23 protein-coding genes and 1 pseudogene are annotated in these 23,646 nt (G+C 45.3%); 11 read left to right on the top strand and 13 right to left on the bottom strand.

Annotation, left to right across the window (positions count from 1 at the left end):
* Both groEL and ACK5MF_RS18135 read right to left on the bottom strand, forming a co-directional pair.
* Positions 1-701: chaperonin GroEL (groEL, locus tag ACK5MF_RS18140; RefSeq protein WP_416923930.1), on the bottom strand; the 701-nt coding region annotated here is incomplete at its 3' end.
* An 85-nt stretch (positions 702-786) separates the two neighbouring features.
* Entirely contained in the window at positions 787-1,077 is a 291-nt protein-coding gene (locus ACK5MF_RS18135; RefSeq protein WP_042485006.1) for a co-chaperone GroES, read from the bottom strand.
* 285 nt (positions 1,078-1,362) lie between these two features.
* On the opposite strand from ACK5MF_RS18135, the gene ACK5MF_RS18130 reads away from it, so the two are divergent.
* Both ACK5MF_RS18130 and ACK5MF_RS18125 read left to right on the top strand, forming a co-directional pair.
* On the top strand, positions 1,363-1,980 hold the full coding sequence (locus tag ACK5MF_RS18130; RefSeq protein ID WP_416923929.1) for a helix-turn-helix transcriptional regulator: 618 nt from the start codon (positions 1,363-1,365) through the stop codon (positions 1,978-1,980).
* A gap of 171 nt (positions 1,981-2,151) precedes the next feature.
* The gene (locus ACK5MF_RS18125; RefSeq protein WP_416923928.1) at positions 2,152-2,499 is read left to right on the top strand and encodes a DUF3135 domain-containing protein; all 348 of its coding nucleotides are present in this window, start codon (positions 2,152-2,154) and stop codon (positions 2,497-2,499) included.
* 8 nt (positions 2,500-2,507) lie between these two features.
* Here the strand turns inward: ACK5MF_RS18125 and ACK5MF_RS18120 are convergent, their stop codons facing one another.
* On the bottom strand, positions 2,508-2,936 hold the full coding sequence (locus ACK5MF_RS18120) for a DUF805 domain-containing protein (protein WP_416923927.1): 429 nt from the start codon (positions 2,934-2,936) through the stop codon (positions 2,508-2,510).
* 28 nt (positions 2,937-2,964) lie between these two features.
* Positions 2,965-3,315, bottom strand: coding sequence for a 5-carboxymethyl-2-hydroxymuconate Delta-isomerase (locus tag ACK5MF_RS18115; RefSeq protein ID WP_416923926.1), 351 nt, complete (start codon positions 3,313-3,315; stop codon positions 2,965-2,967).
* Between the two features lie 239 nt (positions 3,316-3,554).
* Here ACK5MF_RS18115 and tpiA point away from each other — a divergent pair, with 239 nt between their 5' ends.
* Together tpiA and ACK5MF_RS18105 are read left to right on the top strand one after the other, a co-directional pair.
* Positions 3,555-4,325 carry a triose-phosphate isomerase gene (gene tpiA, locus ACK5MF_RS18110; protein WP_416923925.1) on the top strand — a complete coding sequence of 257 codons (771 nt, stop codon included), beginning with the start codon at positions 3,555-3,557 and terminating at the stop codon, positions 4,323-4,325.
* Between the two features lie 343 nt (positions 4,326-4,668).
* Positions 4,669-6,003: an MATE family efflux transporter gene (locus ACK5MF_RS18105; protein ID WP_416923924.1), complete on the top strand. Its 1,335-nt coding sequence runs from the start codon at positions 4,669-4,671 to the stop codon at positions 6,001-6,003.
* A 78-nt stretch (positions 6,004-6,081) separates the two neighbouring features.
* Here ACK5MF_RS18105 and rraA read toward each other — a convergent pair whose 3' ends face one another.
* From rraA to priA, 7 genes are all read right to left on the bottom strand, one after another.
* A complete protein-coding gene (gene rraA, locus ACK5MF_RS18100) occupies positions 6,082-6,609 on the bottom strand; it encodes a ribonuclease E activity regulator RraA (RefSeq protein WP_416923923.1) in 528 nt (175 codons plus the stop codon).
* A gap of 75 nt (positions 6,610-6,684) precedes the next feature.
* A complete protein-coding gene (locus ACK5MF_RS18095) occupies positions 6,685-7,602 on the bottom strand; it encodes a 1,4-dihydroxy-2-naphthoate polyprenyltransferase (protein WP_416923931.1) in 918 nt (305 codons plus the stop codon).
* Between the two features lie 124 nt (positions 7,603-7,726).
* Entirely contained in the window at positions 7,727-9,058 is a 1,332-nt protein-coding gene (gene hslU, locus ACK5MF_RS18090; protein WP_416923922.1) for an HslU--HslV peptidase ATPase subunit, read from the bottom strand.
* Positions 9,059-9,089: 31 nt separating this feature from the next.
* On the bottom strand, positions 9,090-9,644 hold the full coding sequence (gene hslV, locus ACK5MF_RS18085) for an ATP-dependent protease subunit HslV (RefSeq protein ID WP_416923921.1): 555 nt from the start codon (positions 9,642-9,644) through the stop codon (positions 9,090-9,092).
* Between the two features lie 329 nt (positions 9,645-9,973).
* Positions 9,974-10,519 (bottom strand): SPOR domain-containing protein, encoded by a 546-nt coding sequence (locus ACK5MF_RS18080; RefSeq protein WP_416923920.1) that lies wholly within the window; start codon positions 10,517-10,519, stop codon positions 9,974-9,976.
* Positions 10,520-10,669: 150 nt separating this feature from the next.
* Complete coding sequence (gene cytR / locus ACK5MF_RS18075) at positions 10,670-11,677, bottom strand: DNA-binding transcriptional regulator CytR (RefSeq protein WP_416923919.1); 1,008 nt, start codon at positions 11,675-11,677, stop codon at positions 10,670-10,672.
* Positions 11,678-11,986: 309 nt separating this feature from the next.
* Positions 11,987-14,188 carry a primosomal protein N' gene (priA, locus tag ACK5MF_RS18070; RefSeq protein WP_416923918.1) on the bottom strand — a complete coding sequence of 734 codons (2,202 nt, stop codon included), beginning with the start codon at positions 14,186-14,188 and terminating at the stop codon, positions 11,987-11,989.
* Between the two features lie 247 nt (positions 14,189-14,435).
* On the opposite strand from priA, the gene rpmE reads away from it, so the two are divergent.
* Together rpmE and ACK5MF_RS18060 are read left to right on the top strand one after the other, a co-directional pair.
* Positions 14,436-14,654, top strand: a complete 219-nt coding sequence (gene rpmE, locus ACK5MF_RS18065) for a 50S ribosomal protein L31 (RefSeq protein ID WP_416923917.1) — start codon at positions 14,436-14,438, stop codon at positions 14,652-14,654.
* 188 nt (positions 14,655-14,842) lie between these two features.
* The gene (locus tag ACK5MF_RS18060) at positions 14,843-16,123 is read left to right on the top strand and encodes a malic enzyme-like NAD(P)-binding protein (RefSeq protein ID WP_416923916.1); all 1,281 of its coding nucleotides are present in this window, start codon (positions 14,843-14,845) and stop codon (positions 16,121-16,123) included.
* 110 nt (positions 16,124-16,233) lie between these two features.
* Here the strand turns inward: ACK5MF_RS18060 and metJ are convergent, their stop codons facing one another.
* Positions 16,234-16,551 (bottom strand): met regulon transcriptional regulator MetJ, encoded by a 318-nt coding sequence (metJ, locus tag ACK5MF_RS18055; protein ID WP_416923915.1) that lies wholly within the window; start codon positions 16,549-16,551, stop codon positions 16,234-16,236.
* Positions 16,552-16,766: 215 nt separating this feature from the next.
* Between metJ and ACK5MF_RS18050 the strand changes: the two genes are divergently transcribed.
* The 3 genes from ACK5MF_RS18050 to metF all read left to right on the top strand — a co-directional run bounded on the left by ACK5MF_RS18050 (position 16,767) and on the right by metF (position 21,528).
* Positions 16,767-17,933: an O-succinylhomoserine (thiol)-lyase gene (locus ACK5MF_RS18050; RefSeq protein ID WP_416923914.1), complete on the top strand. Its 1,167-nt coding sequence runs from the start codon at positions 16,767-16,769 to the stop codon at positions 17,931-17,933.
* Positions 17,933-20,344, top strand: coding sequence for a bifunctional aspartate kinase/homoserine dehydrogenase II (locus tag ACK5MF_RS18045; protein WP_416923913.1), 2,412 nt, complete (start codon positions 17,933-17,935; stop codon positions 20,342-20,344). Before ACK5MF_RS18050 ends, ACK5MF_RS18045 begins: the two co-directional genes overlap by 1 nt.
* 296 nt (positions 20,345-20,640) lie before the next feature.
* The gene (gene metF, locus ACK5MF_RS18040) at positions 20,641-21,528 is read left to right on the top strand and encodes a methylenetetrahydrofolate reductase (protein ID WP_416923912.1); all 888 of its coding nucleotides are present in this window, start codon (positions 20,641-20,643) and stop codon (positions 21,526-21,528) included.
* 257 nt (positions 21,529-21,785) lie between these two features.
* Here metF and zapB read toward each other — a convergent pair whose 3' ends face one another.
* A complete protein-coding gene (gene zapB, locus ACK5MF_RS18035) occupies positions 21,786-22,028 on the bottom strand; it encodes a cell division protein ZapB (protein ID WP_416923911.1) in 243 nt (80 codons plus the stop codon).
* Positions 22,029-22,314: 286 nt separating this feature from the next.
* Here zapB and glpX point away from each other — a divergent pair, with 286 nt between their 5' ends.
* Positions 22,315-23,322, top strand: a complete 1,008-nt coding sequence (gene glpX, locus ACK5MF_RS18030) for a class II fructose-bisphosphatase (RefSeq protein ID WP_416923910.1) — start codon at positions 22,315-22,317, stop codon at positions 23,320-23,322.
* A gap of 124 nt (positions 23,323-23,446) precedes the next feature.
* Positions 23,447-23,646, top strand: a pseudogene (locus ACK5MF_RS18025) (helix-turn-helix domain-containing protein); the annotation flags it as partial.

Below are 23,646 nucleotides of genomic sequence, written 5' to 3'. Positions count from 1 at the left end.
AACTCACGAATGTTAGATACTTTTTTGTCTACAAGTAGAATGAATGGGTTGTCTAGCTCTACTGCGCCTTTTTCAGCGTTGTTGATGAAGTAAGGAGACAGATAACCACGGTCAAACTGCATACCTTCAACTACGTCTAGTTCGTTTTCTAACGATTGACCTTCTTCAACTGTGATTACGCCTGAATCACGGCCTACTTTTTCCATTGCTTCAGCAATGATGTTACCCACGCTTGAATCTGAGTTAGCAGAGATAGTACCAACTTGTGCAATTGCTTTTGTATCTGCACATGGTACTGATAGCGCTTTAAGTTGCTCAACCGCTGCCACTACTGCTTTATCGATACCGCGCTTAAGATCCATTGGGTTCATACCCGCAGCGACCGCTTTAAGACCTTCGTTTACGATAGATTGTGCCAGTACCGTTGCGGTTGTTGTACCGTCACCCGCTGCATCGTTTGCTTGAGATGCAACTTCTTTAACCATTTGTGCGCCCATGTTTTGGAATTTGTCTTCCAATTCAATTTCACGAGCAACAGAGACACCATCTTTAGTGATAGTTGGTGCACCGAAAGATTTGTCTAGCACGACGTTACGACCTTTAGGGCCAAGAGTTACTTTTACCGCGTCAGCTAGAATGTTGACACCTTCCAGCATTTTTACACGTGCGTCATTGCCAAACTTTACGTCTTTAGCAGCCATGTTGTATTTCCTCTTAAGAATTCGTTTATTGATAAATGATAGAGCGAACTTTTAGTTCTTTGCAGAACATAAGAGCTCAGAGCAATTACTCAACGATTGCTAGAATGTCGCTTTCAGACAAAATGAGAACTTCTTTGCCATCGATCTTTTCTGATTTAGTGCCGTAGCTTTCAGCAAAAATCACAGAATCGCCAACTTTTACGTCCAGTGGAAGAACTGTACCGTTTTCTAGAATGCGACCTTTACCAACAGCAAGCACTTTGCCACGTGTTGATTTTTCCGCAGCCGAACCAGTAAGAACAATGCCACCAGCAGACTTAGATTCAACTTCTTGGCGTTCAACGATAACTCGGTCATGTAATGGACGAATATTCATCGGTCGTCTCTCCTGATTAGATTTCCATTTAGTTAATAAATGCTGATTGGTTAATGGGCCACCAGACCCAAACAGCTTGTGAATGATATGTGGGGGACACTCTTTGATATCCCAAGGGGTAAATAACAAAAAAATGTGACCAAATTAACGATTCAACCCAGAAGTGTTCCCTGATGTGGATAACAACCGTTATAGCTCGAAGGGCATAGTAAATAATTTGCTTTATTAAGAACTGAATTCATAATAAAGCAAGATCGTGGGAGGGAAACAAGGTATTTATAAGATATGAAAACAATTGATAGGATTTTACACACCATCAAACGTGAAGGTGCCGTTACTGCAAAACAGCTAGCTGATGACCTGTCCATTACCACGATGGGAGCTCGTCAACATTTACAAAGTTTAGAGCAAGACGGAATCCTTTCCTTTCATGATGTCAAAGTCAAAGTTGGTCGTCCGACACGCCATTGGTCTTTAACCAAACAAGGGCATGACCAATTTACTGATAAGCACAGCGAACTGACGATTCAGGTGATGGACGCCGTGGAACATCTTTTCGGTAAAGAGGGGCTGGCGAAAGTCGCCGCCGAGAGAGAAGCACAGACGCTATCGACCTATCAAAAAGCGTTAGCCAACTTTTCTGACGTCGAAGAGAAATTGTATCAATTGGTCAAACTGCGTGAGCGAGAAGGTTACATGGCAGAGCTCGAAAAAACCGAGCAAGGTTTTACCTTAATTGAAAACCATTGTCCTATCTGCAAAGCGGCCGCCCGTTGCCCCAACTTGTGTCAGTCTGAACTCAATGTGTTCCAAAACTTATTGGGGAATGACTATACCATTGACCGCCAAGAGCACATCATTCAAGACGAGCGGCGCTGTACCTACTTCATCACCAAGCGCTAATGATTTTTCGTCACGAATAAAACTGTCTTAAATTCGAGAATCAGAATTTTCCCCGCACCACATGAATAATCCTCGCTTAAGCTTATAGTGTTGATCTTTTCATCACTAATTTGCTCACCCCTTTCATTGCTTTCGCTGCAAATGGATCGGGAAGGAATAGAGGAGCCTTTTATGTCCCAACCCCAGACACAACCTTTTCATCAAGAGCTTCCTCCATTTGACGAACTGGTAGCGTTGGCAAAACAGAACCCCGAAGCTTTCCGTCAATTCAAACGCCAAATGTGTGAAGAGATGATTTCATCTGCATCACTCAATATGCAGCAGAGGTTAAGAGCGCAACAAAGTCATATCGACTTGGTCGTTAGCCGATGCAAAAATCCTTACCACATTAATGTTACCTTGATGAGAGAAATGACCGTCCAGATGGCGAAGTTTCGCGATGCATTAGAAGGGGATGTAACGCCACAACACCAAGCCGTTGTGATTCCTTTTCGTCATAACAATGAAGAGTGGCGGTAGCTAAAGTATTAGACTGGCTCTTTGCCAAAACGGTTATCACCGTGAGTACCTGTCATAAAACCGCACTCAATCAAAATCCAGCAACCACAAATCAAAGCTGCGGCTGAAATAATCGTTTCGTAAAACAGAGGTTCGCTCGTCACCATCGCATCTGTCCCGACGGGGACACTCATACGGCCAATCACTAACGGAATATTCAGCAGTAACCGCCAGCTATTTTTGTCTCTGTCGTGCCAGCGCTTCGCCGTGATCGCTAAATCCGGAATCAATATCAACAGTAAGAAAACCGGCAAAATCAACGAAGCCAATCCCGGAAAAAGCCGATTCACACCGACAACAAAGCCAAGGATCATGACATAGTAGCAACAGTTCCAAATCCAATACGTCTGGCGTCTTATTCGGCCTTGGAAGGAAAAAAGTAAAGTGGTTATTGGCATCAATGTGACCCGTTCATGACTGTTTAACTTAATTGCGAATGATCTTCATAAAGCACTCTTTATCCATATCACGCATATCTACCGTCAAACTGTAGACATGGCTAGCTTGAGATACCAGCACATCCATCAGTTGTTGCGACAATTCTCGTTTTTGCGCAGCCGTTCTTCCTTCAAGCAACTCAAATTGAAGATGAATGAAGTCTTCACTATCTGCGACATCGCCAATCAACCAATGGTGACATCTTAAGGTGCGAGATTTTACTGAGCTGGCTTCAAAAAGCCCGTTGTTTACTGCGACTTGATGTAAATCTTCGAGCAGTCCTTGAACATTAATGCGCTCTTCAACCGAATTGGAGTATTCCAGTACTAAATTGGGCATATTGACTTCCTTTTCTATAATGACTACTCAGTAATAACAAGCTAGCGGCAAAAAACCGAGTCGCTACCGTCGAATATGTCAGCGGGATCACGACGAATCAGGTCTAAGCAGTACTCAAGATCCAAGAAAGTCATGACACGAGTCATGATTTGCTAAATTTTATCTGCTATATTCTGTCGCAATCACATTTCGTTTATATTTTTATAAACTTTCATTTTTTAGATATTGGAGATCTTTCTATGCGTCGTCCTGTCGTAATGGGTAACTGGAAACTGAATGGCAGCAAAACAATGGTAACTGAGCTGCTAAATGGCCTTAATGTTGAACTTGAAGGTGTAACGGGTGTTGACGTAGCAGTTGCTCCACCAGCGCTTTACATCGATCTAGCTGAGCGTCTAATCGCTGAAGGTGGCAACAAAATCATCCTTGGCGCACAAAACACTGACCTGAACAACAGCGGTGCTTTCACTGGTGATATGTCTCCAGCGATGCTGAAAGATTTCGGTGCTACTCATATTATCATTGGTCACTCAGAACGCCGTGACTACCACAAAGAGTCTGACGAGTTCGTCGCTAAGAAATTCGCGTTCCTAAAAGAGAATGGTCTAAAACCTGTTTTCTGTATCGGTGAATCTGAAGCACAAAACGAAGCAGGCGAAACTGAAGCAGTCTGTGCTCGTCAAATCAATGCTGTTATTGATGCTTACGGCGTAGAAGCGCTAAACGGTGCAATCATCGCTTACGAACCAATCTGGGCTATCGGTACTGGTAAAGCAGCAACGGCAGAAGATGCACAACGCATCCACGCCTCTATCCGCGCACTTATCGCAGCAAAAGATGCAGCAGTAGCAGAACAAGTCATCATCCAATACGGTGGTTCTGTTAAACCTGAAAACGCTGAAGCATACTTCTCTCAACCAGACATCGATGGTGCTCTAGTGGGTGGCGCATCTCTAGATGCGAAGAGCTTCGCAGCTATTGCTAAAGCAGCAGCAAAAGCAAAAGCTTAATTTAAAGCTTACTCGAATATCGAAGGTCAGCATTGCTGGCCTTTTTCATATCCCTCATACCATCCTAGGTAAAAATATGATCAGATAGAACATAGGTGGTCCAGCGAATGAGCATCGAACACAAACACGCCTTATTTTTTATAAGAGCGGCCTTCCATGGGGCTCCGCCGAGCCATCCATGGCTCGGAGGGTTTGCTTATCGACGCCCATTCACTGATCAGAAAGTTTTCCAGAATGGTATCAAACGTCCACCCCGACTTGGCTAGTCCAATAGGCAAAGATCGAGTATTCTAGCTACTTTATCGCCAACCTATTATCTTTATGCTCTATAAACACAGCCTCTATGCACGATAAACACGGTCTGCTGTCCGCCCCCATTGCTACGGTATTACGTCAAATGACGATTCCGATGATGTTCGGCTTAATCGCTATTTTGATGTTCAACTTAGTTGATACCTTTTTTATTTCCTTGCTCGGTACCGAAGCACTGGCCGCGATCAGCTATACCTTTCCGGTCACTTTCGTCGTCAACTGTATCACCATGGGGATAGGTATTGGTCTATCGACCAATATTGGTCGGTTACTGGGTCAGGGGGCGGCGCACAATGCGGCACAATTTTCCAGCCACGGTATTCTGCTCGCCGTTGTGTTAGTGATCGCCGCCTCTGCGATTGGTTATTTCACCATAGAGCCTCTTTTCCTGTTGCTCGGCGCAAAACCAAATCTTATTCCTTTGATAGAGCAATACATGCAAGTGTGGTATCTCACTATCCCGCTACTGGTGGTTCCTATGACAGGTAATAGCGTCATTCGAGCAACGGGGGATACCAAAACACCAGCCAAAATTATGATGCTGGCTGGCGTGATTAACGGAGTGTTAGATCCGCTACTTATTTTTGGTTATGGACCGTTTCCAGAACTCGGTATTCAGGGAGCGGCGATTGCCAGTGCGCTCTCTTGGCTTGGTGCGGTAATCGGGTCATTCTATGTGCTGATTAAGCGAGTAAAGCTGCTCGCAATGCCTCACTTACCAAGCTTGCGCCACGACTGGAACCAGATCCTGAAAATTGGGACTCCTGCGGCGCTCTCAACGGCAATGAACCCACTATCGGGCGCACTGCTCATGATGATGCTTTCAAACCATGGTACGGCGGCTGTCGCTGCTTATGGCGCTGCGCAACGTATCGAGTCAATTTTAATTCTGGTATTGATGTCTCTGACTTCATCGTTAACCCCTTTTATGGCACAGAACCTCGGTGCCAATAATCCCAGCCGTAGCTTTGCCGGATTATTTATCAGCCTGCGCTTTTCACTGTTATTCCAACTGATGATTTTCGTCATGATGGTGCCTTTAAGCATTCCTCTTTCAAAGCTGTTTTCCCAAGAAGCCGCGGTACAGGACTTATTGTGGCACTACTTACTTGTCGTGCCGTTCAGTTACGGATTTCAAGGGGTGGTGATGATGCTTATTTCCGCGTTGAATGCGCTTCACTTACCGATTAAGGCTTTCCAGTGGAGTTTCATGCGTCTATTCGTATTCACTTTGCCTGTGGCTTGGATAGGCTCTCAAATTTATGGCATTGAAGGGCTATTTATTGGCATTGCTGCGGGAAACGTTGCGGGGGGATTACTGGGCTATCTCTACGCGCTTTGGCTAAGAAAAACCCATTGTGGCTAAGAAAAACCCATTGTGTTGAAGCTTAAAACCACAAAGCCGATGCATGGGCATCGGCTCTGATCTTTTTATCGTTGAAGATTACAAAATATCATCTTCTTCAAGAATATCTTCTTCCGTTTCAAGATCCACATTCAACGGCTCTTGAGACAAGATTACGCCTGTGTTGTCTGCATATAAGTAATCTTCTGGAAGGAAAGTGACACCACCAAAGTTCACCGGTACATCGACTTCACCAATACCTTGTCTGTTAGCACCCACAGGAATTGCAGCCATCGCTTGAATACCGATACTCATGTCTTCCAGTTCGTCCACTTCACGAACACAACCGTACACAACGATGCCTTCCCACTCATTTTCTTCCGCAAGAGCCGCTAATTCAGCATCAATCAATGCACGGCGCAGTGAACCACCACCGTCAATAAGCAGCACTCGTCCAACGCCGTCTTGTTCTAGCGTTTCACGAATAAGCCCATTGTCTTCAAAACACTTCACTGTCGTGATTTGACCGGCAAAAGAGGCGCGACCACCAAAGTTACTAAACATAGGTTCTACCACGTCAACTTGATCGAGGTAAATGTCACATAGTGCAGAGGTGTTGTATTCCATAGCCTTATTCTCTTTACGAAAAGTCTTTCAACGAGTATATCGGGTGATTAAGCCAATGCAATGATACAGCGCAAATTAACTTGTCAGAGTTTGAGCGATAACCACGCCGACAAACAATAAGTTAGTGATCAATGAGCACTTGACGACCACGGGTAGCATCGGTGCTATTTGCTCTGGTTGATCCGTTTGCCATACCGCGCGACCGTGTTTAGAAACTAAGATCAGGCTCAACAAGAAAGGTAAACTGATCCACAGTGACTTGTCCTGCATAATGAGATACGCAGCAAACGCTATCACCGCACCGGACAAAAGCATGAAGTGATACTTCTTCGCTTTTATTGGCCCTAAACGCACAGGCACCGTGCGCTTGCCACACTCCGCATCATTTTCGATATCTCGCATGTTGTTGACGTTAAGCACCGCTACAGCCATCAAGCCACAGCCTAATGACGGTAAAAACAGGCTCCAGTCTATGCTTCCTGTGTGAAGAAAATAAGTCCCTGACACACCTAACAAGCCAAAAAATAGGAACACCGATAAATCGCCTAATCCAAAATAGCCATAAGGTTTGTTGCCAACGGTATAGGCAATCGCTGCCACCATAGCCAATACACCTAATCCGATGAAGGCGAGAATACTTTGCAAACTATCCAGAGCATAGAGAACCAGCATCAACCCAGAGGCAATCGTCATTAAGATATTAATCACAATGGCTGTTTTCATGTCACTCAAACTGACCGCACCAGACTGAATGGCACGCATAGGTCCGATGCGTTTTTCATTATCGGTACCTTTCACCGCATCGCCATAGTCATTGGCTAAGTTAGAGAGGATCTGCAATAAAGTGGCGGTTAGCAGCGCTAAAAAGGCGATCGGCAAAGAAAAATGCCCAGATGAAAAAGCTAAAGCGCTTCCGGTAAAAATCGACACTAATGCGAGAGGGAGAGTTTTCGGTCGCGCAGCATCAAACCATATTTGCAGAGAGTTATTCATGATAATGCTAGGTTGTTCAACAATGTGGTCAGTATATACCGAAAGCATACACGGTGTCAGCGGGCTTGATCGTCTTGAAGGGAGGTAAAAGCCCGCTGAATTAGCGGGCTTTGAGTATTATCGCTTATAGAATAAAGCGGCTTAGATCTTCGTCGGCAACTAACTCACCGAGTTTGCTCTTCACATAATCGGCATTAATAACCAGTGATGAGCCTGCTTTATCTGTTGCATCAAATGAAATTTCATCCATCAGACGCTCCATCACAGTGTGTAATCGACGAGCACCGATGTTCTCCGTGGTTTCATTCACTTGCCATGCTGCTTCTGCGATTTGCTCGATACCATCATCAGTGAATTCAACGTTGACCTCTTCTGTTTTCATCAACGCCATATACTGCTCGGTTAATGAAGCTTTCGGCTCGGTCAGAATGCGTTTGAAGTCATTACTAGACAGCGCTTCAAGTTCAACGCGAATTGGCAGGCGACCTTGCAGCTCTGGGATCAGATCCGACGGTTTTGCCACTTGGAATGCACCTGATGCAATGAACAGGATGTGATCGGTACGAACCATACCGTGTTTAGTTGAAACTGTGCTACCTTCGATAAGAGGCAGTAAGTCACGCTGAACACCTTCACGAGAAACATCCGGACCGGACACTTCACCACGCTTACAGATCTTATCGATTTCATCGATAAACACGATGCCGTTGTTTTCAACACTGTAGATCGCTTGCTCTTTCAGTTCGTCTTGATTAACCAGCTTTGACGCTTCTTCTTCGGTTAACACTTTAAAGGCATCTTTGATTTTGAGCTTACGTTTTTTCTTAGTATTACCCGCCAGATTTTGGAACATACCTTGAAGCTGATTGGTCATCTCTTCCATACCGGGAGGCGCCATAATTTCAACGCCCATTTGCGGCACCGCAACGTCTAATTCAATTTCTTTGTCATCTAACTTACCTTCACGTAATTTCTTACGGAAAACCTGACGAGTATTCGAGTTCTCTTCATTTTGCTCCGCCTTACCCCAAGCATCTCGAGCCGGTGGAAGAAGGGCATCCAAAATACGCTCTTCTGCCAGCTCTTCAGCGCGGAATTTGACTTTTTCAGTCGCTTGCTGATGCGTCAGCTTAACCGCGACATCAGTCAGATCACGGATAATCGTTTCAACTTCTTTGCCTACGTAACCCACTTCGGTGAATTTAGTGGCTTCTACTTTGATGAAAGGCGCATTGGCAAGTTTGGCTAGACGACGAGCAATCTCTGTTTTACCGACACCCGTAGGGCCAATCATTAAAATGTTTTTCGGTGTCACTTCTACGCGCAGGCTCTCTTCAAGCTGCATACGACGCCAGCGATTACGAAGAGCGATCGCTACAGCGCGCTTAGCTTTATCTTGACCGATAATATGGCGGTTAAGTTCATGAACAATTTCACGAGGAGTCATTTCAGACATAATGAATTCCTTAAATTCTAATCACACTGTTTTATGCTTGGTCTTTAGCGATAAGCGCTTGCGGAATTTCCAGCTCTTCAATGGTGTGGTGATGGTTGGTGAAGACACAAATGTCGCCAGCAATGTTTAATGCTTTTTCTGCAATGGAACGTGCGTCTAAATCGGTATTTTCAATCAGCGCAATCGCCGCTGCCTGGGCGAAATTGCCACCAGAACCAATCGCAATCAAATCATGCTCTGGCTGCACGACGTCACCGTTACCCGTGATAATCAATGATGCTGTTTCATCTGCGACGGCCAAAATGGCTTCTAAGCGGCGCAATGCTCGGTCACTACGCCAATCTTTTGCCAGCTCAACGGCCGCTTTGGTTAAATGACCTTGATGCATTTGCAACTTGCTTTCAAAACGTTCAAATAGCGTAAATGCGTCCGCGGTACCGCCTGCAAAACCAGCTAATACTTTGTTGTTGTACAAACGACGAACTTTCTTCGCGTTGCCTTTCATTACTGTATTGCCGAGCGATACTTGCCCGTCACCTGCGATGACAACTTTATTGTTACGACGTACAGATACGATGGTAGTCACGAGAGGGCCTCTTAATTATTTTCACGATGGAGATGCAAGTTATATGAGGATAAGAGGAAAAAAAATCAAGGGAGAGAGCAAGCAAAACGCCCAGATCATTGCTAACTTTTGTCGTTAACTAACTGGGCGTCATCCTATTTTTAGCGGGCAATTTTCAGTGAAAGAATTTATACCAATTTCACTATTAATCTGTTCAGTATTAGACAATGAGTACCGAACGCAAACACGCATAAACCCATCCTTGGGGCTCCTCCGAGCCATCCATGGCTCGGAGGGTTTGCTTATCGGTACTCAATGTCTACTTGATCGGGAAATTAATGTGCTTGGTATTACTGCTGTTCTTTCCAAATCGCGCAAGGCTCGATTTTAGCACGCTGCAACTTGTGCTTATCACGCTCGGCATCGCGTTTAAATTTGTAAGGACCTAAAACAACTCGGAACCAACTGCTGTCTTCTTTCTTGCGAATCTTGCTGTTAATACCCTGGAAGGCGATATCCAACTTGCGCGCTTCTGCTTGCTGCATGGTTTTGTATGCACCGCACTGCATGATATATGGGATATCTGAGACTTCTTGCTCTTTCGGTATCACTTCAATTTCGCGTTTTGGCAGAGTGTCCACATAGTCCCACTTCTCTGTTGGCGGAGGTGGAATTGTCTCGGTTTGTTTTGGCTTAGTCGGTTTTGCAGCGGGTTTAACCACAACAGGTTTCGACGGCTCGGGATCATTACTTAAGGTATACAATCCATAGCCTAGCAGTCCAACTAACACGAGTGCAATAAGTCCACTACGCCAAGGTTTACGACGAGCAGTTGTTTTTTTCGGGGCCGGCTTTTTCTGACTACGACCGCGTCTTACATAATCTTTATTAGCCACTGGAAATTTTCAATAGTGATAGAATCTGCCCACATGTTAAAGCAGTTTAAGCTGAGATAACAGAGTAATCATGGCAGCACTGTTTAATGTACTGCCATTGATCGCTATCTTTTTCGCAACAACAAGGCTTTTTAACGAGAACGTGCTAGCTTAGCGAGAACGAGGTGGAGCCGCGCTGTCTCGAACGACTAAGCTTGTTTCCAATAAACGAGAACCCGCTTGTACATCATGACCACGCAGAAGCTCAAGCATCATCAGCATGGCCTGACGACCAATTTCATAGCGAGGCTGAGAAATAGTGGTCAATGGAGGATCGCAATATTGTGAGAATTGGATATCATCGAATCCAACCACAGAAAGATCACGAGGAACACGCAAACCTAAACGTTTCGCCTCCTGCATTGCACCAATCGCCATCGTATCGTTATGACAAAAAATCGCGCTTGGCGCATCGGGTAACGAAAGCAATTGATGTACCGCCTTCACACCCGACTCAAAGGTAAAATCACCATAAGTTGTGTAATCCGGATTCATCGTTATCCCAGCTCTACGCAAAGCTTGCTGATAACCCTGATGGCGGAATTGGCAAAGTGTTGAGTTTTCTGGGCCTGAAATTTGAGCGACACGTTTGTGCCCTAATTGCGTCAGATAGTTTACCGCTGCAAATGCAGAAGTTAAATTATCGATATGAACCGTCGGTAGCTCAAGCTCTGGCGCGAACTCACAAGCCATCACCATGGGCGGAAGATTTTTCTGTTCCGGTTTACTCACATCAAAAGGTAAGTCAGAACCTAACAACAACATGCCATCGGCTTGTTTAGTAAAGACTAAATTAACGAATGAACTCTCTCGTTTCTTCTGCTGACTACTGTCACCCAGCAAAACAAGATATCCATGTTCTATTGCCGCATCTTCAATACCACGAATAATTTCCGTGAAATAAGGGTCACAAATATCCGGAACAATTGTCACTATCGTTTTGGACTCATTTCGACGCAGATTTCTCGCAAGAGAATTCGGTGAATAACCCGCTTCTAAAACCGCATCTTCGACGCGTTTACGCGTTGAAGATGATACTTTTTCAGGATTCATCAATGCTCGCGACACCGTCGCGGTCGATACGCCAGCAAGTTGAGCAACATCCTTCATTGTCGCCATGTTAAATAGCCCTCTTTTCTTATTCCTTTATCGTGCATAAACAAACTTCGCTTAAACACCTTTTTAATTATGTAAATGGCGCATAAAATCGTGTAATACACACCTAGCCTTCCAGTGAAAAAAATGCCTTCCTAAAAGAAAAACGCTTCACTGAGAAAATTCTACCGTTAGTCTATTCATTTCTAAGCAGAATGTTACGGTCAAATTAACAAAATTTGCACGATAAGCGTGACAGTTATCACGTTAGAGGATCTTTATATGGTACAACGTATTTCGCTTGTGTATTGAAAGCCGAGCAAAACCACAGAATTAACTTAAATCCTGAGGTTCAATGTCTAATGACCAGCGGACTTTATTCGCTAATGGCAGCATTGAAATTGCGGGTTTAGCGCTCATCAATATTTTTTGCATCACAGAACGAGCTTCTGCCTGTAAAAGAAGTTGCCAACGATATTTCCCGGCACGTTTCGCCAATGGTGCCGGTGTAGGACCTAAAACCATACAATGCTGCGCAAACAGCGGATGCGCTTCCAATGTATAGCGAACCTGACGGAGAAAATCTTCCACCATTTGCGACTGGTTCGCTTCCGCCCGGAACAACGTCAAATAGGTGTAAGGTGGTAACATTGCCAATTTACGCTCCGCCAAAGCCGTTAAGGCAAAGTGGTGATAATCTCGCTGCAGCAGATCTTGCAGCAAACTGTGCTCTGGATGATGAGTTTGCAAGATCACTTCGCCCGGTTTACTGGCTCGGCCAGCTCGGCCCGCCACCTGAATGAACAACTGCGCTAAACGTTCAGAAGCTCTGAAATCACTGCTGTAAAGCGAGCCATCCACATCCAGCAGTGCAACCAAAGTAACGTCCGGGAAATGATGCCCTTTTGCCAACATTTGCGTACCGATGAGAATTTGATATTCACCTTTGCGAATCGACTGTAATGCTGATTCTAAACTGCCCTTGCGGCGAGTACTGTCCCGGTCAATACGAATCGTTTTGTATTTAGGAAATAGCTCTGCCAGTTGCTTTTCGAGCTGCTCTGTCCCTACCCCGACGGTCACCAATTGTGTAGAGCCACAACTCTGACACTGATGGATAACAGGGCGCTGAGAACCACAATGGTGGCAGCGCATCTCATTGCTGTATTGATGAAAGGTGTAATAAGCATCGCAGCGTTGGCAATCAGCGATCCATCCACACTCGTGACACATTAATGCCGGTGAAAAACCACGACGGTTGAGAAACAATAATACTTGATTGCCTTCGCTCAGATGACGCCGCATGTCAGCAATCAAAGGCGCGGATAAACCACTTTCCAGATACAAGCCTTTGACATCCAGAACGCGGTTACGAGTAGGTACAGCAACACCTGCGCGCTCTGTCAGTTGTAGATGATGATATTTGCCGCTTAACGCATTGTGTAGCGTTTCCAACGCTGGTGTCGCCGAACCTAACACAATCGAAATCTGCTCTTGATTAGCTCTCATCACCGCCACATCACGGGCATGATAGCGCAGGCTATCTTGTTGCTTATACGAACTGTCATGCTCTTCGTCGACAATGATAATGCCGAGATCGGCAAACGGCGTTAACAGTGCTGAGCGCGTACCTATGACAATACCAGCGACCTTATCACGCGCGGATAACCATGCATTCAAGCGCTCAGTATCATTGAGCCCAGAGTGAACCACTTCCACAGGCACATTGAAACGCTTTTTAAAACGGTTGATGGTCTGTGGCGTTAAACCAATTTCAGGGACCAGCACCAGCGCTTGCTTGCCTTGCTCTAATACCGGCTTAATTAGGTTGAGGTAAACCTCTGTTTTACCTGAGCCAGTTACCCCTTCCAACAAATAACAACCGAAACCTTTGCTGCTGTTGACAGAAGCAATCGCAATGGCTTGCTCTTGATTTAGTTTCGGCTTTTCAACAGCCGCTTCAATCTGCTTTGGCCAAGCTTTGAATTGCGGTTTCTGTTCACTGACTTCAATCCATCCCTTTTCTTGTAAGGTTTTTAGGGTCGATGTACTGACCTCTTCTTCTAACAATGAGGAATGAGAAACAGCCCCAGAAGCGAGAAGGTTCATCACCTGAGCTTGCTTAAAAGCGCGTCCTAAACCTTGCATCATTTGGTCGCGACCACTGGGCGTCATTTGCCACTCTTTGCAACTGGCGAAATCTGCCAGTTTACCTTTGCGTAGCGCACTCGGCATCGCGTTAGCAAGCGTATCGCCAAGCGGAAATTGATAGAACTGACTGCACCATTTCAGCAGTGTGTACAGTTTATCCGGCCAAACCGGTTGAGAATCTAAGACTTCTTTGATTGATTTTAACTGTTCGAGAGGAAACTCTGATTGTTGTGCAAATTCTGTCACAATCCCAACCAGTGTTTGACGGCCAAATGGCACCGATACCCTTCCGCCAACTATTGGGAAAAGATGGCTAGGTATCAGGTAATCAAACTGTTTATCTAGTGGCACAGGTAGTGCAACACGAGCTATCGTTGGGCGCATAATGGTTTTGAGAGAGCAAAAATCAAAGAAAATACAGTCTACTGGATGATGACCTGAAATTCGAGCAACTAAAGTGGTGAAAATAACAGCGAAAGCGGTTGATCAGTGACTCTGGATTCATTATTATATCGCGCCTTGATGAGACGCTTGTAACAACGCTCTTCAAGTGTCAGCAATTATTTATTAATTTACGTGTGGTGTCCGGCAAAGAATCGGATGGCGACACGGCCTAATTTGAGGTTATCCCATGAAAACTGGTATCCACCCAGAATACAAAGCAGTAAACGCGACTTGCTCTTGTGGCAACTCTTTCGTTTTCAACTCTACTCTAGATAAAGATTCACTACACCTAGACGTATGTGACAAGTGCCACCCATTCTACTCTGGTAAGCAACGTATCGTTGATACTGGTGGTCGTGTTGATCGCTTCAACAAGCGTTTCGGCGCTCTATCTAGCAAGAAGTAATTTTACTTTACGCAAAGATTCCAAAAAGGACGCTACCGCGTCCTTTTTAGTTTTTAACCTTTGCTCATCGCAATATCGCTATCACATTATCTGTTATAGGAACGATACTTTTCATTTATCGAAACTATGAAGATCCATTGACATACTTTAGAATAAATGGCCTTAACAAAAACAATAAGGCCCAGCTAATGTCCAATAATAATGATCGCCATGAACTTACTGAGGAAGAAGCTTTCCGCCAGCAAGCCCTCGACTACCACGCACTACCGACTCCAGGAAAAACCGCAGTCGCTCTCACCAAACCAGCCGATTCAACCAAAGATCTAGCACTCGCATACAGCCCCGGCGTTGCAGAGCCGGTTCGCGAGATCGCGCAAAATGTAGATAACGTTTATAAATACACAGCAAAAGGCAATACTGTTGCGGTCATTTCTAACGGTACCGCCATCCTGGGTTTAGGTAACCTTGGGCCTATGGCCTCTAAGCCAATAATGGAAGGTAAGGCGCTGTTATTCAAACGCTTTGCCAACCTAGACTCTATCGACATTCAAGTTAAGCACCGCACCATCGACGAGTTTGTTGATACGGTTGCCAACATCGCCGATACCTTTGGTGGCATCAACCTTGAAGATATTAAAGCACCAGACTGCTTTGAAATTGAACGTCGCCTGATTGAACGTTGTGATGTTCCAGTATTCCATGACGATCAACACGGTACCGCAATTGTTACCGCTGCAGGTATGCTTAATGCAATTGAACTGCAAGGCAAAAAGCTCAATGAATGTACTATCGTTTGTTTAGGTGCTGGCGCTGCTGCCGTCGCGTGTATGGAGCTACTGATTAAGTGCGGTGCCATGCGCGAAAAAATCTACATGCTTGACCGTAAAGGCGTGATTCATACTCGTCGTGATGACATCAATGAATACAAACAGTTATTTGCTAACAACACCGACAAACGCACGCTTGAAGATGTGATCAAAGGTGCCGACTTGTTCTTAGGCGTTTCAGGCCCCAACCTACTAGCAGCCGACGAGCTTAAACTGATGGCCGATAAACCTGTGGTATTTGCCTGTTCCAACCCAGATCCTGAAATCAAGCCGGCGCTGGCACATGCTGTGCGTGATGATTTAATCATGGGTACAGGTCGTAGCGATTATCCAAACCAAGTGAACAACGTACTTTGCTTTCCGTTCATTTTCCGTGGTGCGTTAGATGTGCGTGCGAAAGTGATTAACGATGAAATGAAGTTGGCGGCGGTTACGGCAATTCGTGAGTTAGCGAAACAGCCAGTACCAGCAGAAGTATTGAAAGCTGCGGGAGTCGACTCTCTGACTTTCGGCAAAGAATACATAATCCCAAAACCGATGGATCCTCGTTTACTGCCACGTGTAACAAAAGCAGTTGCTCAAGCGGCAATTGATTCTGGTGTTGCTCGTATCGAGATGCCAGAAAACTACATGGCAGAATAATTAAAAAAACATCAAGCCCCGCATTATTATTGACGGGGCTTAATTATCCTCATTGGCAACGAGCAGATAACATAGTCAAACGTTAATCACTCAGTCGCTAATAATGATGATTAATCATCATAAGCTTCGAATTCAATGCCCATTGCCGTCATTAACGCTTTCACTTCTGCTGGAATATCGTCCGGACGGTCTTTACGTAAATCTTCATCGGTAGGCAGTGGCTGACCGGTATAAGCATGCAAGAATGCCTCACACAAAAGCTCACTGTTGGTGGCATGACGCAAGTTATTGATCTGGCGGCGAGTACGCTCATCTGTGAGTATTTTCAATACCTTAAGTGGGATTGATACAGTGATTTTTTTCACTTGCTCACTTTTTTTTCCATGCTCTGCATAGGGGCTTATATATTCACCGTTCCAGTCTGCCATTGCGCACCTTCATTGTTTGAATTCGAGTAATAATTGCAAAGGCTAGATTTTAGCGGGATTTACTGCCATAAGCAAAGACATATAGACGTCTAGAAGTGTTGACGTCCTTAAGATTGAGAAGTAAAGTAAGATGCAGTTCCCCAATATAGACGAACACATGTATTCTTATTGTGAATTTGGATGTCTATTTAAGAGTCTCAGGAAAGGAAACACTCATGACCAAACGCAAGCCAGCGACTATCGCCGTTCGTACCGGAATCGAATCAGATACTCAATACCACGCTGTTGTTCCGCCCATTTATTTATCCACTAACTACGGCTTCCCTGCGTTTGGTGAAGTGCCTCAATACGACTACACCCGCTCCGGTAACCCAAACCGTAGTTTATTAGAAAAGGCGCTCTACGAATTAGAAAGCGGCGAAGGTGCCGTGGTGACAAACTGTGGCACATCAGCGCTCAACCTGCTTGCATCAACGTTACTTGGCCCTAACGACTTCATCGTCGCACCACACGATTGCTACGGTGGCACTTACCGTTTGTTCAATACTCGTTCAAATAAAGGCGATTTCAAGGTGCTTTTTGTCGACCAGTCTAATAAGCAGGCACTTGCCGCTGCTTTGGCGAAAAAGCCAAAACTTGTGCTATTAGAAACTCCGTCTAACCCATTGGTACGCGTGGTTGACATCGAAAAAGTCTGTCAACAAGCAAAAGCAGTCGGCGCTCTGGTCGCGGTCGACAACACCTTCTTAACTCCGGTTTACCAAAAGCCGTTAACACTAGGTGCTGACTTCGTTATCCACTCAACCACCAAATTTATCAATGGTCACTCTGATGTGATTGGCGGCGTAGTGATCAGTAAAACTAAAGCTCATGCTGAAGAGCTGGCTTGGTGGGGTAACTGCATTGGCGCTACGGGCACCCCCTTTGACAGCTATATGACGCTACGGGGTATCCGCACCCTTGGCGCACGTATGCGTATGCATGAGGAAAGCTCGCTGCAAATTTTGCACTATTTGAAATCACAGTCACTGATCAAAACTATTTATCACCCTAGCCTGCCTGAACATCCAGGGCACGATATTGCCAAGAAACAGCAACTCGGATTTGGTTCTATGCTGAGTTTTGAGTTTGCAGGCAGCTATGAGCAACTAAAGTATTTTGTCGGTGAATTGGAGCTATTCTCTCTCGCAGAATCTCTAGGTGGTGTAGAAAGCTTGATTTGTCATCCCGCGAGTATGACTCACCGTGCCATGGGGGAAGCGGCACTTGCTGAAGCGGGCATCTCTCAACTATTGCTACGCTTATCGGTTGGCTTAGAAGATGCATCGGATCTTATCGCAGATTTGGAACAAGCCTTTACCAAAGCTAAGGAGAAATTTTAATGACGGTTTTACGCCAGCTACATAAATTTGGTGGCAGTAGCTTAGCCGATCCAGAGTGTTATTTGCGTGTCGCGAACATTCTTAAAGAATACTCACAAGCTGAAGATTTAGTGGTTGTTTCAGCGGCGGGTAAAACCACCAACCGCTTAATCGCATTTTTAGAAGCCTTGAATAAAGACGGACGTGTAGCTCACGAAACACTGCAATCGTTGCGTCAGTATCAATGCAAGTTGGTTGAAGATTTACTCCAAGGTGAAGCTGCAGACAACTTGTTAACACAAGTTAACGGTGAATTTATCCGTCTAGGAGAACTGACAGCACCGCTGACAAAAGCGCAACAAGCCGCAGTGCTTGGTCATGGTGAAATGTGGTCAGCACGTTTATTGGCGGCGTTACTTAACCAAAACAGCTTACCTGCGGTTTCTCAAGACGCTCGTGAATTTCTTCGCGCAGAAGCAGGTACGCAACCAGAAGTGGATCGCTCACGCTCTTATCCGCTACTGAAGAAAGTTTTGGCTCAGCACGCGCATCACCGCATCGTGATTACCGGCTTTATGGCGCAAAATGACCAAGGTGATACCGTTTTGCTTGGTCGCAATGGCTCTGACTATTCAGCGACGGTCATCGGTGCCTTAGCAGATGTTGTTCGCGTAACGATTTGGAGTGACGTGGCTGGCGTATATAGTGCAGACCCTCGTATCGTGGCGAACGCATGTCTACTACCACTGCTGCGTTTGGATGAAGCCAACGAATTGGCTCGTCTTGCAGCTCCCGTACTGCATAGCCGTACGCTACAGCCTGTGGCTCAAAGCGTTATGGAACTTCAGCTACGCTGCAGCCACCAACCAGAATCAGGCTCAACCAAAATAGAACGTGTTTTGGCATCGGGTCGAGGCGCAAAAATCATAACCTCATTAGATGAAGTGCTGTTGATTGAACTCGAATTTGGTCACGGGCATGATTTCGCACGCATCTATCGCGAAACTCTTGAGAAACTGAGACGTGAACAACTTGAACCTCTGGCATTTGAAGCGCAAGTTGACCAGCACAAGTTACGCTTGGCTTACACGGCTGAAATAGCATCAGGTGCTCTGGCTTACCTGCAAGATATCGCCACTGCAGCCGACATCAAATTAAAAGAAGGTTATACCTTAGTCGGCGCGGTTGGCGCAGGTGTCACTAAAAATGCCAACCATAGCTACGGCTTCTACCAACAGCTAAAAAATGCGCCGGTTGAGTTTGTTTGTGAAGCCGAATCAGAACTTAGCTTAGTGGCGGTATTGCGCCAAACATCGGTTGAGAAACTGGTGATTGGTGTTCACAACCAAATTTTCCAGGCACAGAAACGCGTTGCTCTCGCGCTATGCGGTAAAGGCAATATTGGGTCTAGCTGGCTAAGACTGTTTGCAGAACAAAAAGAAGAACTGGAAAAACGCAGAGGAATGAACTTTGAGTTGGTTGCGGTGGTAGACAGTCAGACATACTGGTTCGATCCGCAGGGCATTGATCCTAACACCGTTCTGAACCGTTATGATGATGAAGCGATCCCAAATGAAAGCAACAGTTGGCTCTACAAGCTAGGCAAACTGCAAGGTTACGATGATGCTATTGTACTGGATGTCACCGCGAGTAAGATTCTGGCCAATCAATATTTGGATATCGCAGAGCAAGGTATGCACCTTATCTCTGCCAATAAAGTTGCCGGTTCTGCATCGAGCGACTATTACAACCAAGTCAAAGATGCGTTTGCGAAGATCAGCCGTCACTGGCTTTACAACGCAACCGTGGGTGCGGGCTTGCCTATCAACCACACCGTTCGAGATTTACGTGAAAGCGGTGATGAAATTACCGCGCTGTCTGGTATTTTCTCCGGCACACTCTCGTGGTTATTCCAGCAATATGATGGCTCAATTGCGTTTAGCGAGCTAGTGGATTTAGCGTGGCAACAAGGTCTGACCGAACCCGATCCTCGTAACGATTTAGACGGCTCCGATGTGATGCGAAAATTGGTTATTCTGGCTCGTGAATCAGGTTTGGAAGTTGAACCGCAAAACATTCGGGTAGAATCTTTGGTTCCTAAAGAACTGCGCGATATTTCGTTGGATGATTTCCTTGATAACAGCAAATTGCTCAATGAACGCTTAGCAGAACGTCTGGCAAAAGCTCAGAAGCAAGATAAAGTGCTGCGCTATGTTGCTCGTCTGGAGAAAGACGGGAAAGCCAGTGTCGGCGTTGAAGCTTTGGAAAAAGATCATCCATTGGCAAACTTATTACCCTGTGACAACATCTTTGCCATCGAGAGTCGCTGGTACAAAGACAACCCGCTGGTCATTCGTGGACCGGGCGCAGGTCGAGAAGTGACTGCAGGCGCAATCCAGTCTGACCTCAACTTGCTTTCAAGCTTCTTATAGCATTATAAACTCGTTATAACATGATAAAACTCGCCGAAATCGGCGAGTTTTATTGTTTTACTGCTAGTAAACACCTTTTATCCAGAACAACACTCGAAATAGCTGCCTTTTGATATGAAAAATCACCATCTTGATTTTAAATTAGTTGAAATGGCTTCACGATCAACATGAGAAAAATTCATAATACTTGAGTTGACATTAAAACGTATTCAATACATTCTGTAGCCATATAGACGTCTAAACGTCAATTTAAATGAATATCAGCGTTTGTAGCGAGAGCGACAAGGAGAGAGAAGATGGGATACACACACGCAGGCCATATTGACGCTTTAAACCAGAATATTTCTGAACTATCTAACATTAATGTGTCTTTTGAGTTTTTTCCGCCAAGTTCAGAAAAGATGGAAGAAACCTTGTGGAACTCTGTACACCGTCTAAAAACTCTTCAACCTAAATTTGTTTCTGTCACTTATGGCGCAAATTCTGGTGAGCGTGACCGTACCCACTCAATTATCAAAGCGATCAAAGATCAGACCGGGCTGGTTTCAGCGCCGCACCTCACTTGCATTGATGCTTCTCGTGAAGAACTGATCAACATTGCCGATGATTATTGGGCAAACGGCATTCACAACATTGTTGCACTACGTGGCGATATTCCTCCAGACGGAGGCAAGCCAGAAATGTACGCATCGGATCTGGTTGAGTTACTTAAATCTCGCCATGATTTTGATATCTCAGTTGCGGCATTCCCAGAAGTACACCCAGAAGCAAAAAGTGCTCAAGCGGATCTGCTGAACCTAAAACGCAAAGTAGATGCAGGTGCGAACCGTGCTATTACTCAGTTCTTCTTCGATGTGGAAAGCTACCTGCGTTTCCGTGACCGCTGTGTGGTGGCAGGTATTGATGTCGAAATCGTACCGGGTATTCTGCCAGTCTCTAACTTTGCTCAAGCATCTCGCTTTGCTGCACAAAACAATGTGAAAGTACCAAGCTGGATGGCAAAACAATTTGAAGGTCTGGATGATGATCCCGTAACTCGTCAGCTGGTGGGTGCCAGTCAGGCAATCGATATGGTTCGCGTCCTGTCACGAGAAGGCGTAAAAGACTTCCATTTCTATACGTTAAATCGTGCCGAAATGACTTACGCGCTTTGTCATACGTTAGGTGTTCGTCCTACTCGTTAAGCACCTATCTACCATTATTGTGAAAATTTTCTGATCAGTGAATGAGCTTCGATAAGCAAACCCTCCGAGTCATGAATGACTTGGCGGAGCTTCAGGGACGAATGAATACGAGTTTGCGTTCGACGCCCATTCGCTGTTCCACCGATGCTCAATCTACGCATATTTTTAGCTAGGACGGTATAAAACTTTTCTCGCTAGATATTCGAAACATAAAAAAACGCCGACTCGGCGTTTTTTTATTTGTGAAAAGCGCAGGCTTATTCCACGTCATCCATTTTGCCAAGCAGGCTACGGATGCGCTCTTGCCATTGGTCGTGCTCTTGTTGGATTTGTTGAACTTTTTGTTCTGAAGCTTGGTGGTTTGCTTTCAATTCATTGGCTTCTTCAACAAGCTTTTGTTTCTCTTCTTTAAGCTCTTCAACTTCCATTTGCAGTAGAGCGATTGTGTCAACCGCGGTTTGAATTTTTGCTTCTAGTTGTTCTAGTACTTCAAAAGACATGGTACTTACCCTTTATTGATTCGGTTGAAATGGACAAAACGTCACTGATTGCCCCATTCTACTCAGCACGGCCCAGAGAAACACTCACTATATTCGATCTTCTTCACTATTCGCTTAAAAAAACAGCGCAATTTTACCTCGCGCTAACTTTCGGCTCAGAAAGTACTAAATCTGACTATCTTTTGATCCACTACAACTCTCTGCTGGGCTAATTAGCAAACGTTTTCCTACTATTATGTTAGAATGCCGCCGAAATTATCCCCTATCGTTCTGAGTTGGAGTGAAAATGAAACGTGATTTAGCAATGGCTTTTTCTCGAGTCACAGAAGGTGCTGCACTAGCAGGTTATAAATGGCTTGGCCGTGGTGATAAAAACGCCGCTGACGGTGCTGCCGTAGAAGTTATGCGTACACTACTGAATCAAACAGAAATCCAAGGCGAAATTGTTATTGGTGAGGGGGAAATCGACGATGCTCCTATGCTGTTCATCGGTGAAAAAGTTGGCTTAGGCGGTGATGAAATAGACATTGCCGTTGATCCAATCGAAGGTACCCGCATGACGGCTATGGGTCAATCGAATGCCTTAGCTGTGCTTGCCGCCGGTGAAAAAGGTAGCTTCTTAAAAGCACCTGATATGTACATGGAAAAGTTGGTTGTTGGTCCGGGAGCTAAAGGCTGTATCGATCTCAATAAATCGCTGAAAGAAAACCTAGAGAACGTTGCACAGGCTTTGGGTAAAACACTCGATACCCTTGTGGTAACAACTCTGGCAAAACCACGTCATGACGCAGTGATTGCTGAAATGCAGCAAATGGGCGTTCGCGTTTTTGCGGTGCCAGATGGCGATGTTGCGGCTTCAATTCTCACCTGTATGCCAGATAGCGAAGTCGATGTGATGTATTGCATTGGTGGCGCGCCAGAAGGTGTGGTCTCTGCAGCGGTAATTCGCGCTCTTGACGGTGACATGCATGGCCGCTTACTTCCGCGTCACCAAGTTAAAGGCGATACCGAAGATAACCGCATTTGGGGTGCAAGTGAGTTAGAGCGCTGCAAAGAAATGGGCGTTGAGGCTAATGTGGTTCTGAAGATGGAAGATATGGCGCGTAGCGATAATGTTATCTTCTCAGCAACGGGTATCACCAAAGGTGACCTACTTGAAGGTATCACTCGTAAAGGTCATATCGCGACCACCGAGACCCTTTTGGTTCGTGGGCGCTGCCGAACCATTCGTCGTATTAAATCGATCCACTATTTAGAGCGTAAAGATCCCGAGATCCGCGATATCATTCTCTGATCATCAAGCGCAAAAAAAAGACCGCATCTTGCGCAATACCAATCAGTTAAGAAAATCCTCGTTCCCATGCTCTGTGAAGTGACCCCCAATAGTTGGACAACCAATTATTGGGGGTCTTTTATTTATGTCCAAATACAGTCGCGAGTTAAAGTTCAAAGTAGCTAAAAAGTATCTTGATGGCTCCACTCCTCGAGAGCTCGCTGAAAAATATTCTGTCCCAACAAAACATGTTCGTTATTGGGCTCATGTTTTCACTATGCATGGTTCAAATTCATTTTTAATTGATGGCCATTCTCTTAGTGCGGAAGCTAAGCTGGAAGCGTT

Origin of the sequence: Vibrio sp. (assembly GCF_047973365.1) — a bacterium.
GTDB lineage: Bacteria > Pseudomonadota > Gammaproteobacteria > Enterobacterales > Vibrionaceae > Vibrio.
Note: the sequence above shows the minus strand (reverse complement) of the source record. Positions and strands in the feature narration are given on the sequence as shown.